Annotated in this window: 11 protein-coding genes and 1 pseudogene; 5 read left to right on the forward strand and 7 right to left on the reverse strand. The window is 51.0% G+C overall.

What is annotated here, in order from left to right; translation table 11 throughout:
• From CCY32_RS08060 to CCY32_RS08070, 3 genes are read right to left on the reverse strand one after another with little or no spacing between them, the layout of a single operon-like run.
• On the reverse strand, nucleotides 1–1,002 hold the full coding sequence (locus CCY32_RS08060) for a LacI family DNA-binding transcriptional regulator (protein WP_088330079.1): 1,002 nt from the start codon (nucleotides 1,000–1,002) through the stop codon (nucleotides 1–3).
• Between the two features lie 30 nt (nucleotides 1,003–1,032).
• Entirely contained in the window at nucleotides 1,033–2,364 is a 1,332-nt protein-coding gene (locus CCY32_RS08065; protein ID WP_088330080.1) for a glycoside-pentoside-hexuronide (GPH):cation symporter, read from the reverse strand.
• Nucleotides 2,365–3,741 carry a GH1 family beta-glucosidase gene (locus CCY32_RS08070; RefSeq protein ID WP_246840560.1) on the reverse strand — a complete coding sequence of 459 codons (1,377 nt, stop codon included), beginning with the start codon at nucleotides 3,739–3,741 and terminating at the stop codon, nucleotides 2,365–2,367.
• A 204-nt stretch (nucleotides 3,742–3,945) separates the two neighbouring features.
• On the opposite strand from CCY32_RS08070, the gene CCY32_RS08075 reads away from it, so the two are divergent.
• The gene (locus CCY32_RS08075) at nucleotides 3,946–5,214 is read left to right on the forward strand and encodes a sugar MFS transporter (protein ID WP_088330082.1); all 1,269 of its coding nucleotides are present in this window, start codon (nucleotides 3,946–3,948) and stop codon (nucleotides 5,212–5,214) included.
• Nucleotides 5,211–7,748, forward strand: coding sequence for a glycoside hydrolase family 3 N-terminal domain-containing protein (locus tag CCY32_RS08080; RefSeq protein ID WP_210401704.1), 2,538 nt, complete (start codon nucleotides 5,211–5,213; stop codon nucleotides 7,746–7,748). Before CCY32_RS08075 ends, CCY32_RS08080 begins: the two co-directional genes overlap by 4 nt.
• A gap of 22 nt (nucleotides 7,749–7,770) precedes the next feature.
• On the opposite strand, the gene CCY32_RS08085 is transcribed toward CCY32_RS08080, so the two are convergent.
• The 3 genes and pseudogenes from CCY32_RS08085 to CCY32_RS08095 all read right to left on the reverse strand — a co-directional run.
• Nucleotides 7,771–8,712, reverse strand: coding sequence for a hypothetical protein (locus CCY32_RS08085; RefSeq protein ID WP_088330083.1), 942 nt, complete (start codon nucleotides 8,710–8,712; stop codon nucleotides 7,771–7,773).
• Nucleotides 8,713–8,731: 19 nt separating this feature from the next.
• Nucleotides 8,732–8,965: a VF530 family protein gene (locus tag CCY32_RS08090; RefSeq protein ID WP_088330155.1), complete on the reverse strand. Its 234-nt coding sequence runs from the start codon at nucleotides 8,963–8,965 to the stop codon at nucleotides 8,732–8,734.
• Nucleotides 8,966–9,111: 146 nt separating this feature from the next.
• Nucleotides 9,112–9,984, reverse strand: a pseudogene (locus tag CCY32_RS08095) (glycoside hydrolase family 16 protein); the annotation flags it as partial.
• Nucleotides 9,985–10,356: 372 nt separating this feature from the next.
• Between CCY32_RS08095 and CCY32_RS08100 the strand changes: the two are divergent.
• The 3 genes from CCY32_RS08100 to CCY32_RS08110 all read left to right on the forward strand — a co-directional run bounded on the left by CCY32_RS08100 (nucleotide 10,357) and on the right by CCY32_RS08110 (nucleotide 13,000).
• The gene (locus CCY32_RS08100) at nucleotides 10,357–11,127 is read left to right on the forward strand and encodes a polysaccharide deacetylase family protein (RefSeq protein WP_168171456.1); all 771 of its coding nucleotides are present in this window, start codon (nucleotides 10,357–10,359) and stop codon (nucleotides 11,125–11,127) included.
• A gap of 74 nt (nucleotides 11,128–11,201) precedes the next feature.
• Nucleotides 11,202–12,578 carry an aldehyde dehydrogenase family protein gene (locus CCY32_RS08105; protein ID WP_088330085.1) on the forward strand — a complete coding sequence of 459 codons (1,377 nt, stop codon included), beginning with the start codon at nucleotides 11,202–11,204 and terminating at the stop codon, nucleotides 12,576–12,578.
• Nucleotides 12,578–13,000 (forward strand): VOC family protein, encoded by a 423-nt coding sequence (locus CCY32_RS08110; RefSeq protein WP_088330086.1) that lies wholly within the window; start codon nucleotides 12,578–12,580, stop codon nucleotides 12,998–13,000. Before CCY32_RS08105 ends, CCY32_RS08110 begins: the two co-directional genes overlap by 1 nt.
• Nucleotides 13,001–13,023: 23 nt before the next feature.
• Here the strand turns inward: CCY32_RS08110 and CCY32_RS08115 are convergent, their stop codons facing one another.
• Nucleotides 13,024–17,580, reverse strand: a complete 4,557-nt coding sequence (locus tag CCY32_RS08115) for an EAL domain-containing protein (RefSeq protein ID WP_141096201.1) — start codon at nucleotides 17,578–17,580, stop codon at nucleotides 13,024–13,026.
• Nucleotides 17,581–17,885: the final 305 nt, after the last annotated feature.

Raw genomic sequence — 17,885 nt, forward strand, 5'->3', positions numbered from 1 at the left:
TCAGGCAATTTTCCTGAGCGAATCTCGCAGCACCAACGTGGGCTCAAACAAGGTGTTTAAAGGCTTCTTTTTATCTTCATAGATATGGTGGCGAACCCAGTTTGCCGCCATCCGTCCCATTTCACCGGAAGGGAAATCAATGGTGGTCAGGTGGGGGAAGGTATAACGGGACATGATTACATTATCGAAGCCCATCACCGACACATCTGAAGGCACATCAAGGTCGTTGTCTCTGGCGCAGTTCATGACCCCGCAAGCCATTTCATCGTTAGCACAAACCACCGCAGTAAAAGGCTGCTTCTGTTTTAACAATTGCTGCATGGCAGCAACACCGCCCTCTTCATGAAAGTCACCTTCGATATACAGGCTGTCGGGCACCTCACAACCAAACTCCTTTAAGGCTCGCTTATGCCCGGCCAGACGTTCACGCACATCCATCTTCCACATGGGACCGGAAACATAGGCTATCTGACGATGCCCCATTTCCAATACCGCTTTGGTTGCAAGATAGCCACCCAACTCATTATTCAGGCAAATACAACTTTCCCCTAAACCCTCAACATAGCGGTTTATCACCACCACAGGAGTACCCTTTTTGTTAAGGTCTAGCAGGTACTCGTCTGATACGGCATCAACATGCAGAATCAACGCATCACATTTGCGGCTGATCAGGAATTCGATGGCGTCCTTTTCGCTGGCTTCATCACTATGGCCCGCAGCCACTATAACGTGCTTTCCAGCAGCCCGTAGCTCGCCCTCTACCCCACTCATCATTTCACCGAAGAAGGGTCCATAGAGCTCTGAAACCAGCAACCCTACACTATTAGTACAATTTGACGCCAATGACTGGGCAATGGAATTGGGCCGATAATTGAGCTCTTTCATTGCTGCCAGTACCTTGGTACGTTTGGCTTCGCTCACCCGGGTATTGCCATTCATTACCCGGGACACGGTTGCCAGTGACACGCCGGCCAGCTCCGACACCTCATAGATGGTTGCCATTTATTCTGTCTACCCTGTTATTGTTATTGCCTAAGCGGCGGTCCTCTCCAGTTCATGGCGAACCTGCAACACTTTGCTGTCGTCGAGTTTATAAAACTTCATCACCGCGGCTACCAATACAAAGGTTATGGCTGGCAGCAGTGTAAAAGACAGCAGTATCCCCTGGCGGGTCTGCTCAGATTGTACCTGATTTGGCGCGTATCCATAATAGGCAAGCAACCAGCCAGCCACCGCGCCGCCCAGGGCCAGACCCAGCTTAATAAAAAAGACAATGGAAGAGTATGTCATACCGGTAATGCGCAGCCCACTTCGCCACTGGCCATAATCTACGATATCCGCCATTTTAGCCCACAATAACGGCGTTCCCATCTGCAATATGAAGCACCAGCTGATATAGATAACAAAAGCCAGTACGAGTTGTTCTGAGTCGACAAAAAAGGCGGCAACACACAATACTGCGGCGATCAACTGAATCAGTATGTAAGCCTTTACTTTGCACAGACGTTTTGCCAGTCCTTGGGCCATGGCACAACCTGCAATATTGCCTAGCATGCCCAGGGTCACGAACAGCGTGATTAAGTCTTCACGATCAAGAAAATATTTCACATAGTAAATCGCCAGCGTATTGCGGATCACCATCCCCAACAGCACCAACATCGCGGCCACACAGAGTACCCGCCACTGGTCATTCTGCCATAAAGCAGCGATATCCTGTTTAAATGACGACTTTTGCTCCGCTGGCGGAAAAATACGCTCTTTGGTCCCGGCAAAACACAACCAGAAAAAAACCACACCAAGGGCGCTCATAGCCGCAATGGTGAGCTGGTAACCCAGGGCCTTGTCCCCTTGACCAAACCAATCTACCAGGGGCAGCGTAAACGCGGTGACCAACAATCCGCCCAGCATCCCAAACACAAAACGGTAGGACTGTACCGAAACGCGCTCACTGGGGTCCGCGGTCAACACGCCACCTAGCGCGGAATAAGGAATATTGATTGCTGTGTAGGCCAGCATCAGCAGCCCATAGGTCACAAAGGCATAGATGACTTTGCCATCTGCCGACAAGTCAGGCGTGGTAAACGCCAGCACACTTATCAGACCAAAAGGGACCGCCAGCCACAGCAGATAGGGGCGAAATTTTCCGTAACGACTGTTAGTGCGGTCATTAATGGCCCCCATCAGAGGGTCGGTCACCGCATCAAAAATACGCACCACCAGAAACAGGGTGCCGACAATGGCCGGGGAAATACCAAATACATCAGTATAGAAGAAGGAGAGAAATAACATGACAGACTGGAAGACAATATTGCTGGCCGTGTCTCCCAGGCCATATGCCACTTTTTCTCTTACCGATAAGGCCATTTAACGTGCTCCGGTTTCATGTTGTGAGCCACTGGATTGAGCTTTTTTAAGCAAAAAATCACGGTACGCATAACCACTGGATTTGATAATACGCTGTTGACTGTCATAGTCCACATAGACAATACCAAACCGCTTAAGGTAACCCTCGGCCCACTCGAAATTATCCATCAGACTCCAGGCAAAATAACCTCGTACGTCCACCCCTTGCTCACAGGCCTTATGCACAGCCAGCAAATGGCTCTGCAGGTAGTCCAGTCGTTCAGGGTCATCAACCTTTCCATCCACTACCTTATCAACCATAGCCGCGCCGTTTTCAGTTATGAAAATCGGAGGCAATTGATAACGTTGGTGATAATCCACTAACAGATCCGTTAAGCCCTGCGGATACACTTCCCAGCCCATATCAGTCAAAGGATGCTGATCATGTTCGAGCTTTTCAAACAACTCCCCTGCGCTCTCTTGGTAGCGCTCACGGGTATAATAATTGATGCCAATATAGTCCAGTCTATGCCCAATAATCTCCATATCACCGGGCTGAATCGGGGGGTGTTCATGCTCTGGCAGCTTATGCAACACATCCGGATAACGCTTTTCCAGAAGTGGCTGCAAGTACCAGTGATTAAAATACTCATCGGCCAGTTTGGCCGCTTCACCATCCTCTGCAGAGTCAGATGCGGCGTAACAGGGACTGAAATTCAGGACAATGCCGTTAAGGGCATCCGGTGCATTACGCTCAAGTACCTCCATGGCCAGGCCATGAGCAAGCAATAGATGGTGAGCGGCTTGTTTGCCGTAAGCCCGACTCTTGTGACCCGGCGCATGGATACCCGCCTCATATCCCAGATAGGCACTGCAAAAAGGTTCGTTAAGGGTTGCGTAGGAATGCACCCTGTCACCAAATGCCTTAGAGACACAATCTGCATAGTCACGAAACCGATAAGCGGTGTCCCGGTTCAGCCAGCCGCCTTGATCTTCCAGATATTGAGGTAAATCCCAGTGATAGAGGGTAACAAAGGGTTTGATAGCATATTCGTTTAAGCGATCCAGTAAGGCGATATAAAAATCCAGTCCCTGTTGATTCACGCTACCGTCTTCATGCATGACTCTGGCCCAGGAGACGGAGAATCGATAAGCGTCCACTCCCAGTGAACGAATCAGGCGAAGATCCGCTTCCCAGTGCAACAGATGCTCACAGGCTGTTTTACCATCGGAGCCATCCCGAATCTTACCCGGCGTATCACAAAACCTGTCCCAGATGGTCTCTAACCTTGACTGTGCGGCACCCTCTATCTGAAAAGACGCAGTGGCAACGCCAAAAGTAAAGTCCTGCCTGAGTAAAGGCGATGCTGACGGTAAGGAGATTGACTTATTTTTCACTGTTCTGTCCTGTGTAACTGAATGAGTGCGCCGGGTGTCAGGTAGATGTCTCAACCAATAAGTGCAAATGTTGATAATTTGTTGCACAAAAGATGTCATGATGCTTAAATGTAAGCGCTTTCACAAAGTGTAAACCTAATGTTAGCCAATGGTCAATGTGAAGATCATCTGGTTGAAATTACTGGCTTCAAATAAGGCACCTGTATGACAACTTCAATACCGCCCCAACAACCTGTGCGCAACAATACACTGCCATTGGCAATGATCTCGCTTACCGCATTGTTCTTTATGTGGGGGTTCATTACTGCACTCAATGACATCCTGATCCCTCATCTGAAGAGTGTGTTTAGCCTGAGCTACACACAAGCCATGCTGGTGCAGTTCTGCTTCTTTATGGCGTATTTCCTGGTCTCTGTACCGGCGGGCCGGATCGTCGACAAGATTGGCTTTCAAAAAGGCATTGCTTTGGGGCTATTGACCGCCGCTGCAGGATGTCTGCTATTTGTACCTTCGGCGTTGTATGAAACCTACTGGATGTTTCTGGGAGCACTGTTTATCCTCGCCGCAGGTGTCACCATATTGCAGGTTGCGGCGAATCCGCTGGTCACGCTGCTGGGTGATCCGGCAACAGCCGAGTCCCGTCTTACAATGACCCAGGCTTTCAATTCTCTGGGTACGACGGTGGCACCGGTTATCGGCGGTATCCTGATTTTCTCCCATATAGAAGGAAGCGTGCAATCCGCCGAATCGGTGATTGTCCCCTACCTAGGGCTCGCGCTGGTGCTTATTGGGTTGGCCGCCTTCTTCGTCAGAATGCGTCTACCGGAAACCGGTAACCACGTTCCCAGTGCCGCAGACCTCATTGATTCGGGCGCCAAAGCGCCGCTTAAAAGCTACCCGCATCTTATCCTCGGTGCCATCGGTATTTTTGTTTACGTTGGCGCCGAAGTCTCCATCGGCAGCTTTCTGGTCAACTATCTGGGTGAAGAAAGCGTCATGGGGATGAGCGAAGGGCAGGCATCCAAGTACATCGCCTACTATTGGGGCGGCGCCATGGTAGGTCGTTTCATCGGCGCAGTGCTGATGCAGAAAATCGCACCCGGTAAGCTTTTGGGCTTCAACAGTGTCGCCTCCATTACCTTACTCCTGATCACTATCTTCAGCTCCGGTCCCCTGGCTATGTGGAGTGTGCTGTTGGTGGGTCTGTGTAACTCCATTATGTTCCCGACCATTTTCAGTCTTGCTCTGAAAGGCCTCGGCAAAGACACCAGCCGCGGTTCGGGCCTGTTATGTCTGGCCATCGTCGGTGGTGCCGTGGTACCCCTGCTCCAGGGAGTGCTGGCAGACACGATTGGCCTTCAGCTGTCGTTCTTGTTGCCACTGCTGTGCTATCTGTACATCGGCTTCTATGGCCTCATCGGTGCAGCAGTTCGCGTCAAGACAACGGATCAAACTGAGCAGGGGGTTGCATGATGAACCACAACATTAAGCTTTCAGCTATCATCGCAGCACTTGGCATTGGCATGCTGAGCGCCTGCAGTGAGCCGCAACAAAAATCAGATTCTGAAACTCAGGATACCGCAGCCGTGCCTGACTACTGGCCGCGTATTCAACCCGAGGTAAAATCCGACCCTGCAGTGGAACAACGGGTCAATGACATCCTCAAGGACATGACACTGGAGCAGAAGGTTGCGCAAATCATCCAGCCAGAAATCAAGGATGTCACGGTAGAAGACATGCGTCGTTATGGCTTTGGCTCATACCTCAACGGTGGCGGTGCTTTTCCAAATAACGACAAACATGCTTCGGTACAGGACTGGGTGAACCTCGCCGAGTCCATGTATCAGGCGTCTATTGACGATTCTCTGGACGGCAGCCGCATTCCAACTATGTGGGGAACCGATGCGGTACACGGCCACAACAATGTGATCGGTGCTACCCTGTTCCCACACAATATCGGTTTGGGAGCCGCCAATAACCCGGCTTTGATCGAAGAAATCGCCAATGCCACGGCAAAAGAAGTGGCCGCAACCGGTATCGACTGGATCTTTGCACCCACGGTAGCCGTGACCCGTGATGATCGCTGGGGACGTACTTATGAGGCCTATTCAGAAGATCCCAGGATCGTCCGTGACTATTCCTATGCCATCGTAAAGGGTCTGCAAGGCCGCGGAGAGGATTTCCTGTCTCAGACACAGGTGCTGAGCACGGTTAAGCACTTTGTCGGCGATGGCGGTACCCAGGGCGGTGACGATCAGGGCGATAACCTAGCAACAGAGAAAGAGCTTTATGAAATCCACGCCCAGGGCTATGTTGGCGGTCTGACGGCCGGTGCACAGTCAGTAATGGCGTCATTTAACAGCTGGCATGGTGAGAAAGTTCACGGTAGTGAGTACCTGCTTACTAAAGTATTGAAAGAGCGCATGGGCTTTGACGGCTTTGTGGTAGGCGACTGGAATGGCCATGGCCAAATCCCGGGTTGTACCAATGAGAGCTGCCCGGACGCCATCAATGCTGGCCTGGATGTCTTTATGGTTCCCACTCAAGCCTGGAAACCTTTACTGACTAACACCATTGCTCAGGTTAAAGAAGGCATTATTCCGCAAAGTCGGCTGGATGATGCGGTACGCCGGGTTCTGCGCGTAAAAGTACGTGCAGGTCTGTTTGAAAAACCCTCCCCGGCTCAGCGTCCTCTCGCCGGGGATACCGGCCTGATTGGTCATCCGGAACATCGTGAGATCGCACGCAAAGCAGTGCGTCAATCTCTGGTGTTACTCAAGAACGAACAGCAAGTACTGCCTCTGCGTCCAGGCCAGCGTATTCTGGTAGCCGGTGACGCCGCCGACAATATCGGAAAACAATCCGGAGGCTGGACCATCACCTGGCAAGGTACAGGTAATGAGAATGCAGATTTCCCCGGCGGAAGCTCTATCTATCAGGGCATTCGCGAAACGGTTGAAAGCGCCGGCGGTCAGGCCACATTGTCTGTCGATGGCAGCTTTGAGGAAAAACCTGACGTTGCCATTGTGGTCTTTGGTGAAGAACCCTATGCAGAAGGTAATGGCGATCTGGCGAATCTGGAATACCAGCGCGGCAATAAACAGGATCTGGCTATTCTGAAAAAACTGAAAGCGGCAGAGATCCCCGTGGTTTCTGTGTTTATCAGCGGTCGCCCGCTTTGGGTGAATCCTGAACTCAATGCCTCAGATGCCTTTGTCGCCGCCTGGCTTCCTGGCTCAGAAGGACAAGGCATTGCCGATGTATTGTTTACTGACAAAGCGGGCAATATTCGCTATGACTTTACCGGTAAGCTGTCGTTTTCCTGGCCAGCGAGCCCGGATCAAGCCACTGTTAATGTCGGTGATTCGGATTATGCGCCTTTGCTCCCATATGGCTTCGGTCTTAGCTATGGTGAAGCCAGTACGCTGGACAGTCAGTTGAATGAAGAGGTGGCGTCCAGCGCCACTGCACTGGAGGCGTTGGCTCTGCTTGAAAATGCTATCCGCGCTCCCTGGTCCCTGACCGTGGGCACACCAGACAGCCAGAGCACAGTCAACAAGTCTATATTCAGCAGCGGTCCTGTTAAGTTGCGAACCATGGACAGATTTGTTCAGGAAGATGCGCGCGCCATAAGCTTTGACGGCAGTGCCATTGGCGAGGTTCGTATTGGTGCACCGTTCCCTCAGGATCTGCGAGATTACCTTGAGCGCAATGGCGCCTTAGTGATGGATGTCTTTGTTACCCAGGCACCTGAGGATTCTGTCACCTTGTCGATGGATTGTGGCCCTGAGTGTGGTGCCAGTGTGGATATATCAGGCCATCTGCAGAAGATGGAACCTCAGAGCTGGCAGACCCTCAGTGTGGATCTCAGTTGTTTCCGTGATGCACAGGGCTTAGCGGGAGTATTTAATCCGCTGGTACTAACCAGTGCGGGCAAGGCCGAACTGAGCCTTTCAAAAATCTATGTCAGACCGAACGTGACTGACCCTGTGGTTAGTTGTCAGTAAGCCTGGTTATCCCCAGCTACCATCATCCTTTGTGATTGATGGTAGCTTGGGGAAGTAAACGGGCTATCATTGCAATAAGAACCACTGAAAATAGCAACCTGGCCCACAGAATCGCTGACAGATGGGCTCCGAGCAGCATCACCAACAGGGTGTCCTCGATCAGACTGTGGCACAGTCCAAGAAAGCTGACCGTCAGCAGCACATCGCGCCGGCTCAGTTTTCCTCTGCCAACCTCATTCAGCAAAATTCCCGCACCAAAACTCAGCCCCATGGTCATACCGATAATGGTAATATTGGCGGCATCCCGGCCGATACCCAGCAATCGCAATAGCGGTGACAGGGCAAAGTGCAACAGCCTTTCAATGCCCAGTTTTCTGAGCAGTTTAAGCAGGCTGACCAGCGTCAGAATAATAAAAAAGATCGCAGCGATGGTCAGGCACTGATCCACCAGCCACTGACTCACAGAACCATCTCGCTCAGGCGCCTGCCACAGTAACTGGCTGGGCTGTTGAAGGAGCTCAAAGTAGTGGTAACACAAGTGCACAGCACCACCGAGTAACAGTGCCCCGCCAATACGCAGTAACAAGGTAAACCACCATGGAACCCCGGCTTTTTTGGCCACCGCCCCTTCAAAAGGCAAACCGTGAGCAATCAACATCAGGGTACCTAATACGCTCACCTGAGCCACCGTCAGACTCTGCTGCTCTGCCAGCGACAGAAACACCACCATTCCGGTGTAAATATTAGTAAGCAACGTGGTAGCCCACACCAGCCCCGCCGATTCCGGCAAGCCAATCAGCGCCATTACGGGTCCCAGCAGACTGGCCAACAATGCAGTGGCGCCCAGTGTTTCGAGCACTTTGACGATAATCAGGGTCGGGATCAGAATTTTGAGTAGCGTGAGATAAATACTGAAACTTTCATGCAGCAGAGCCTTACAGGTTCTGCCCAACGAACGGGTCATTGCATGCACCTGAGGATCATCAGGAACCGCTGCCCCATACATGAAAAACGTTCAGGTACAGGCGCTCTACTTTCTCCCTTGCCCAGGGGGTGCGGCGCAAAAACGTCAAACTGGATTTGACCGACGGGTCATGGCTGAAGCAACGAATATCCACTACCTTGGCCATCTCCTCCCATCCCAGTTTTTGCTCCAATTGCACAATCATCTGTTCCAGGGTCACACCATGTAAAGGGTTATTCGCTTGAGTTCCCATCATCTGTTTTCCACAAAGGATCATCAAATGCGAATCATAGCAAAGGCCGGCAAGGCATTGGATACAAATTGGCGATCAGCACGCAAATCATCTGGCCGCGACGATCATTTTGCCCGGCCTTCTATCAACACATGCTCCGAACTGCTGGTATTGCAACCTTTCCCTGTGACGGGGTCGACAGCACATTGATATACCCTGACAAAATCAATTTGCATGTGCTGACCCAAAGCAAAGGCCTGTTCGTCGATTCCTTTTTGATTGGTATTCTCCGGCCAGTTACCCCCAACAGCCAGATTTAATATTACATAAAACTTCTGGTCAAAAGGGGCTGCGGCCATGTCATTGGAGGCAGTTTTAACAGATTCGGTAAACCAGCCCCGATGGAGCAATTCCACTGCCTGGCCCTGGTGATCGTCGCTAAAGACTGATTGACGCTGAGCGGCGTAGAGGTGGTTATCAACATACCAGCGAATTTCTCCTTGCTGCCATTCAATGCTGTAGGTGTGAAAATCGTCGGCGGGGTTTTGCTCGTCGGGCAAAGCATAAGCCTGCCCCGAATAAACATTATCGGGCCAGTCTCCACCATAATGCAGGGTACCGTGGATGCGGGACTCTTGCTTACCCTGCTTATCCCGCGTTTTCAGGTTGACCGCTTCCATGATGTCAATCTCGCCGGATTTCGGCCAGCTGCCATATACCTCCTCGGTCGGCATCATCCATAGCGCCGGCCAACTGCCCTGTCCGAAGGGTAGCTTTGCTCTGATCTCAATTCTGCCATACCTGAAATCGGCCTTACCCCTGCTGTTAAGGCGCGCGGAAGTGTAGGGCTTTTCTGCACCCTTTCGGGCCGGTAAGGCAACAATGATCAATTTTCCATCGGCCACATAAGCGTTCTCTTCGTTATCGGTATAACACTGCTTTTCGTTGTTGCCGCCTCCGGCACAATTCACCTCAAGGGTCCAGTTGTTGGCATTGATCACCTCTTTATCAAATTCATCCTGCCAGACTAACTGCCATTCACCGGCCGACGTCTTCTCATCGGTAACATGGGGCGCCTCAGCGCGAGCCCTGTCAGGGAACACTGACAAAACCGTCAACGTCATTGTCATTGTCATTGTCAGTAATAACGCGATGTGTGCTGAACCTTTCACTTTCCAAACTCCGGGTTAAATGGGTTTAATATCAATGAATACATCAACAATCCTCTGTGCTACCTACCCACTTGAAATTGTGCTTTACTTATTCGTAGTATCACGTGTAAGCGCTTTCAAATATTAATCTATGTTCTCATCAATGCAACACCTCAACCTGTCCATTGTCCTCTCACTGATAAGGCTGGCATAGCAATGAAACATCACCCATTTCTGAGCTGCTTGAAAATAAGGCGCTTTATGCTGTGCATGTGCCTGGTCTCCATGCAGGTCAGTGCCCAGTTCCAATGGCCAGATGGCATCAGAGCGGCGGTGAGCCTGGCCTATGACGATGCACTTGATAGTCACCTGGATACTGCCCTGCCTGAACTCAATCGTTATGGATTTCATGCCAGCTTCTACCTCACCCTAAACTCTCCCACTATCAAAACTCGCTTAAACGAGTGGCGTCTGGCAGCCCGTCAGGGCCACGAACTTGGCAATCACAGCATTAATCACCCGTGCCGAGCGTCACTTCCCGAGCGCAGTTGGGTTGAACCTCACAACAATCTGGATACCTTATCCGTCGCCGCTATCGTGCAGGAGATCCACAATGCGAATGTTTTTTTGTTGGCCATAGATGGTGAGACACAGCGCACCTTTACCCCACCCTGTGGTGACAGCCGCGCACAGGATGGCAACTATCTCACTCAGTTGACGCCGCTTTTCGTTGCCATCAGACGTCAGGGTAAACCACTGTCGGACATGCAACAGTTACAACTGCACGACACGCCCACCTGGTTTGCTATCAATCCATCACTGCAGGAACTAAAAGATTATGTCAAAGCGGCAGAAACCCACGGCTCCCTTGCCAGCATAACCTTTCATGGTGTGGGCGGGGACTATCTGGCAGTAGACGCCGACGTTCATAAACAGTTCCTGGCTTGGCTGGATAACCATCGAGACAGATACTGGGTAGAGAGCTTCATTACCCTGAGCCGGTATATCCATGCTCAGCAAAGCGTCCATTGAAGCACACACAGCATTGCCATCAATGACCATTCAGCGCTAACCTGTATGCTGTTCTGGTAAAGGTAGCTTCAGTTATGCAAAGCGCGATGATCGCAGCGGCTGTGAAACAGCTGGATGAGTATTACTCGGGTGGCGCCACCCGCCCACTGGCCTGGCGCAAACAACAGTTACAACAGCTGGCCAAATTGATAGAAGAATCCGAACACGCCATTTTGCGCGCGCTGCATGAGGATCTGGGCAAAGCTGAGCAGGAAAGTTGGCTGTCGGAGGTCGGATATCTGCAAACGGATATTACTCATACGCTCAAACACCTGTCAAAATGGACTGCACCACGCAAAGTCTCAACACCGCTTGTCGCGCAGCCTGGAAGCAGTTATCTGCAACCTGAGCCTGTGGGCACTGTACTGATTATCGGGGCCTGGAACTATCCTTTTCAATTACTGTTAGCCCCCCTGGTGGCGGCCATTGCTGCCGGCAACTGTGCAGTTCTCAAACCCTCCGAACTGGCGCCGGCTACCAGTACATTACTAGCCAGGCTGCTTCCCTCTTACCTCGATAACAAGGCATTTTTGGTGGTAGAAGGTGCAGTTGAGGAGACCACCGAACTGTTAAAACAGCCCTTTGGCCATATTTTATATACTGGCGGCGAAGCTGTTGGAAAGATTGTCATGCGCGCCGCCGCAGAACATCTGACCCCGGTAACACTGGAACTGGGTGGCAAAAGCCCCTGTATTGTCAGCCAAGACTGTGACCTGGAGACCACCGCCGCTCGAATCGTTTGGAGCAAGTGGATGAATGCCGGTCAAACCTGCGTGGCACCGGACTATATCATTACCGAGGAGTCTTTCAGGCCAGCGCTGGTTGAAGCGTTGAAACGTAAAATAGATGCCTTTTATGGCACGGATCCGGCTCAGAGCCAGGACTACGGACGCATTATCAATGCCCGTCATTTTCAGCGACTGCAAGATTATTTGCAGGGACAATCTGTTGTAGCAGGAGGTCAGTGTGATCCCCAAACCCGTTTTATGGCCCCCACCATCGTGCTCAATCCCAGTACAGATTCCCCTTTGATGCAGGAAGAGATTTTTGGTCCCATATTGCCAATCATCACGACAGCGCATATTGAAGAGGCGATTTCCTTTGTCAATCAGCGACCTAAGCCCCTGGCCTTATATCTGTATACCCGGGATCCGGCGTTAGAGCAGCGTGTACTGACCCAAACCAGCGCAGGCAGCGTGTGTATCAACGATGGTATGATGTTTATGGCAAATCCGGATTTACCCTTCGGCGGTGTGGGTCACAGCGGTATGGGCCGCTACCATGGTCAATGGGGCTTTGACACTTTCAGTCATCTGAAAGCCGTGATGAAGCGCAGCACCTGGTTTGATATCAACTGGCGTTACCCGCCTTTCAGCGCGAGTAAACTAAAAAAACTCAAATGGGTGAGTTAATGAGTGGATTGCCTCCTTTTCATCTGGCCATTCCGGTCACAGATTTGCCTCAGGCAGAAGCGTTCTATGGTGACTTACTAGGTTGTCGCCGTGGCCGTTCCAGTGAACAGTGGATAGACTGGGACTTTTTCGGCCACCAGTTAGTGACCCATCTTGTAGAGGCTATGCCCAGCCCACCGAGTCATAATGAAGTGGATCAGCATGCCGTGCCGGTACCGCATTTTGGGGTGGTGCTTGATTGGCAGGACTGGCATCAGCTGGCCAATACGTTAGAGGCAGCGCAGTGCGAGTTTATTATTGCCCCTTACATTCGTTTTAAAGGGCAGGCGGGAGAGCAGGCCACCCTATTTTTACTGGACCCCAGCGGTAACGCTCTCGAATTCAAGGCCTTTAAAGACCTGTCCCAGTTATTTGCCAGCTGAAAAACACGCGCCAGTTTTTAGACTCAATCTCTCTCAGGCTTATGTAAGGCGCTGATTGTGCGCCAGTCTGTATCCAGCATCGCCGGGATTTCACTAGCCGGTTGCGGACGAGAGAAGATAAAGCCTTGCAGCAGTCGACAGCCTTGCTGTTTGAAAAATGCTACCTGTTGCGCCGTCTCTATGCCCTCGGCCACACAGTTCATATTCAGGCTTTCAGCCATCAGCAGCGTGGTCTTAATGATGGCTTCATCATTGTGGTCAACACCGATATCCCGGACGAAACTCTGGTCAATCTTGATCGTCTGAATTGGGAAGTCTTTGAGGTATTTCAGAGACGAGTAACCGGTACCAAAATCATCTAATGAGAAGCGTAATCCCGCGCCATGCAGCTTTTGCATGCAGCTTCGGGCCTTATCATAGTCTTTCATCAATACGCCTTCTGTAATCTCAAAGCGGATTGCTGAAACCGGTAGCTGATAACACTGTAACCGCGATAAGACCTCTTCAGGCCGTAAACCCGCCTCAAAATGCTTGGCGGAGAGGTTTATAGCAAGATAGGGCTTGTTACCCGTGGCATGCCAGTGGGATAAGGCGAGCATGCCTCTGTCCATAGCCTGCCAGGTCATGGGCACAATCAGCCCAAGCTCTTCGGCAAGAGGAATAAACTCTCCGGGTGAAATCATCTGGCCATCGCAACGCCAGCGCAGTAAGAGCTCAAACCCGACAGTCTGGCCCGACTCAATGTCGACGATGGGCTGATAATGGTTTTCAAACTCGCCCTTTTTAAAGGCATCTTTAAGACGGTTCTCCATCAGCAATTTGCTGTGCACCTGCTGATTCATTTTGCTGGTGAAATACTGATGGCGATTGCGTCCACTTGCTTTGGCCTGATACATGGCAATATCAGCAGACTTCAATAAATCGGCAGGTTCCTGCGCATCTTCAGGGTACACAGCAATACCGATACTGGCTGACACGCTGACCTTGTGATTGCCAATCGAGATGGATTGGTCAATTTCACTGATAATCTTACGGGCCAAAGTAGCAAGGCGAGAGCGATCGCTAAGATTCTCAATCACTACCACAAACTCATCACCGCCTAAGCGTCCCACGGTATCGTCAAGGCGCAGACTGCCTTTAAGACGCGCCGTGACTTCAAGCAGCAGTTGATCACCCGCTTCATGTCCGAGCGAGTCGTTGACCTGTTTAAACTTATCCAGATCAATGAACAGCACTGCCACTTGTTGTTTCGTGCGCCTGGCATGATCGATCCCATGCTGAATACGATCCAATAACAGGTTCCTATTAGGCAGACCGGTCAGACTGTCGTAATTGGCTAATAATCGCAGCTCTTCCTGTGCGCTTTTCTGTACGCTGATGTCAGTCATCACAACGATATAGTGACTGATCTCACCCGTAGATTCTGCGGATACGGCATTGATGCTTACCATCAGATGATGGAGCTTGTTGTCCTGACCCTTAATATCCAGCTCACCGCGCCAGTGCTGCCCCGCCTCCAGCTCATCCATCACCCGACGATAAAACAGTTTTTGCTCATTGCTGATAAAGCTTTGCAACTGCAAGCCAATATCGGCTTCTGAATCAATCCCCAGCGCTTCACAGAATGCCTGATTCGCGGCGATGGGCAGACGCTCATTATTAAAGATGACCACCCAATCCCGGGTATGGCGGAAAGCCTCACCAAATAAGCGCAGCTTTTCTTCATTGATCCGGGTGTTTGTCACATCGGTGCAGGTGCCACTGATACGCGTAGTGCTGCCATCACTGTCACGCTCCACCACGCGCCCCAGATCACGGTACCAATGCCACTGATTATCGTCGCTTCGAACACGGTAACTGAGGTCGAAGTACTCCAGTTCCCCCTGAATAAAACGAGACCAGGCATGTTCAAACGTGGGACGATCGTGAGGATGCAAAATTTCCATATAGTGTTCGATGCTGATACGTTCGCCATCGCCATACCCTAATTCCTTCAGCCTCGGCTGATACATCATGCCGGTATCACTCTGCCAGTCCCAGACACCACTATTGCTGCCGGAAAGCGCCAGTTGCAGCTGTTTTTCCCGCATCTGCAAAGCCTGATGGGCAGCAAAAAGTTCCCGGGCCTGCTGGGTTTTCCTTCGCCACCACAAACCCAGTAATACAATCACTAATAAAACATATAGCGTGTAAGCAACAGGAGAGCCCCAGGGCGGATACTTAACCCTGATAGAGAGCGTTGCCGGTGGCCCGGCCTCACCGGTGTCAGGATCAATAGCGGTAACACTAAACTGATGCCGACCAGCGCGCAGTTTTGGGATTAACACTTCAGCGTCCCGACTGGACGGATACTCGATATTGTCGGCCCCTTTGATGCGATACTGATAACGGGTCTGTTTCAGATTGCCATAATCCAGGGTGGAAAAGCGTACCAGTAGTCCGACATCATCATGTTCTAAAGTCAGATCCTGACCACTTAAATTCATCAATGGCAATTGCAGTGGTGAAGACAGCAAGTCCAGCTCGGTAATCAGCACAGCGGGGGTTTCCCTGGTCTCATCAACAAAGTCAGACGGATCGAACAGCGTAAAGCCTTTCATCGAGCCATACACCATGCGCCCATCTTTTAAGCGGGTAAACGCGCCACCATTAAATTCATTGGTGGCCAGTCCGTCGGCATGCGTAAAGTGGCGAATATGCTGAGTCTGGGTATTCAGACGCATTAAGCCGGCATGGGAACTCATCCACAGGTATCCGGCATCATCCAGCTGCAGCCCGTAAACATCGTCAGAGGAAAGCTTATTTTGCTTCCGGTACAGGTACTTCTGTTTCAGTGTTTGTGCATCCAGACCAAACAGACCATAGCCTGAATAGGTTATCCAGAGTGTGCCAAAGTCATCTACCACCACCGACTCGGGTCCCTGGTAGGCGCTTATCTGACTTTCTTCCATTTCGTGTAACTTGGTAAGGTCGCCTGTCTTCGGATTGAAGGTCCACAGGCTGCCTGTCATGGAAATCATCAGTCTGTCTGGCTGACCTGGGTAAGTACCAATAAAGCCATGGGACCAGGCCGGATCCAGCATGCCATTCAAAGACTCAATACGAACCAGCTCACCGCTCTTCGGCCGATAAGAATAAAACCCATCGCTGGCAACAAACCACAAGTTTCCTTCCGAGTCTGCCATTGCTCCCCAGGGATAGTCCGGCATCTTGTCCTGCAGAGGGGTCTCTATGATTGTCCCTTGTGTGGGGTCAAAAAGGCGCAATGAGGAGCGCGCATCCACCCACAGTTTGCCATCTTGTGCGGGCAGGATCTGCAACGCCCCATACTCCCATGCTCCGGCGGGCTGATCTTTGAGATTAAACGGAAAGGAGAGCATTTCCTGAGTGTCGGGGTCGTAACGGTTCAGTCCATCTTCGCTGCCAATCCACAGCTTTCCCTGCGAATCCTGATGCAGACTCCAGATGGTATCGTGGTTAAGTTCAGCACCATAGCGACTATTCTTATGCAGATTATCAAAGTGCGCCGAGTCAGGTGACCAGCGAAAGACACCATCTGTCTTAGTGGCAAACCATAGATTGCCACGGTGGTCTTTAAGAAGTTGCAATATGCTGTTATCAGAAATGTGGTACAGACTGTCACTGAGCCGCAGCACAAACTCCAGTTCTCCTGTTGCGTGCCAGCGATATAACCCCAGGTTGGTGGCCAGCAGTAAATCCTGGCCATCAGGCAAGATATGCCAGATATTCAGATCCTCTACCATCAATTCTGCAACGGCTTGGGTGTTGTCATTAAGCAGCGCGTTGATTTGTTCGGCGGTAAAGCGAAATAATCCGGATACCGTCCCGACCCATAGCTGGCCCTGTTTATCAACATGGAGTTGTTTGATATTACGACTGTGGCGGCCCTGGCGTGCATTATCAAGATTGAGGTGAGTGACACGTCCGCTGTCTGGATCCATCACTCTCAGTCCGGCAGAGGTGCCGATAAACAGGTAACCCTGGTAATACTCAATCTCGCGTATGGCTTCGTGCGCCGCCCGTTCTTTTTCTGCCAGCGAATAGCGAACCTGGGACTCACCGCTTTGAATATCCAGATACAATATGTCTTCCAGCAAGCCCAACCACAAATTACCCTGTTCATCCTCGATAATGTTATCCACTACCTGAGGTAAGTCCGGTTCACTGTCAAAATTGTGGACTAAGATCTTCTCAACATCGCCGCGATTGGGATCAAGCCGATAAAGGCCATGACTCTCAGTGCCAATAAAGAGCTCCCCATTGCTGTGCTGATACAAGCCATAAATGATCTTACTGGTCAGCTTGTCACCCCGCCCCTGATAATTGAGCACACGATATCCGTCGTACCGACTGAGGCCCGCCTCAGTCGCCAGCCAGATAAATCCCTGCGCGTCCTGCAACATGTTATTGATGGAGCCCTGAGCCAGTCCCTCTTCCGTTGCTACCCGTTCAAGTTTTGGGTTTTCCACGGTCGCCACGGGAGCGGCACTGAGTGATAAACACAGTAACAAGCCAGCACTCAACATCAGCAAACGAATAAGAGGAGAAAGTATTAACACGGCAGCGACAGCACCTCAGAGCCGGGTAGGCGTTTTTAGGATTTGATAGACAGAGTTTAACACCCTTATATTATGTAACAAATTATTCATAAACAGAGCCGCAAGCTTGCCGCACTCAGCCGACGACCCATGCAAGCAAACTTGGTGGCAAACGTCGCTGATAAGACCAGTATTTTGCTGAGATTTCTGCATTAACCTCTATAATGTCCTATCAACAAGCCCGCTCAGGGTGTTTTTTATACAGCCTAAGTCATTTTTATTCGCAATTCGATTAAAAATAGTCAAACATAGACTTTTAACAACAA

Origin of the sequence: Lacimicrobium sp. SS2-24, from assembly GCF_002201535.1 — a bacterium.
Lineage (GTDB): Bacteria > Pseudomonadota > Gammaproteobacteria > Enterobacterales > Alteromonadaceae > Lacimicrobium.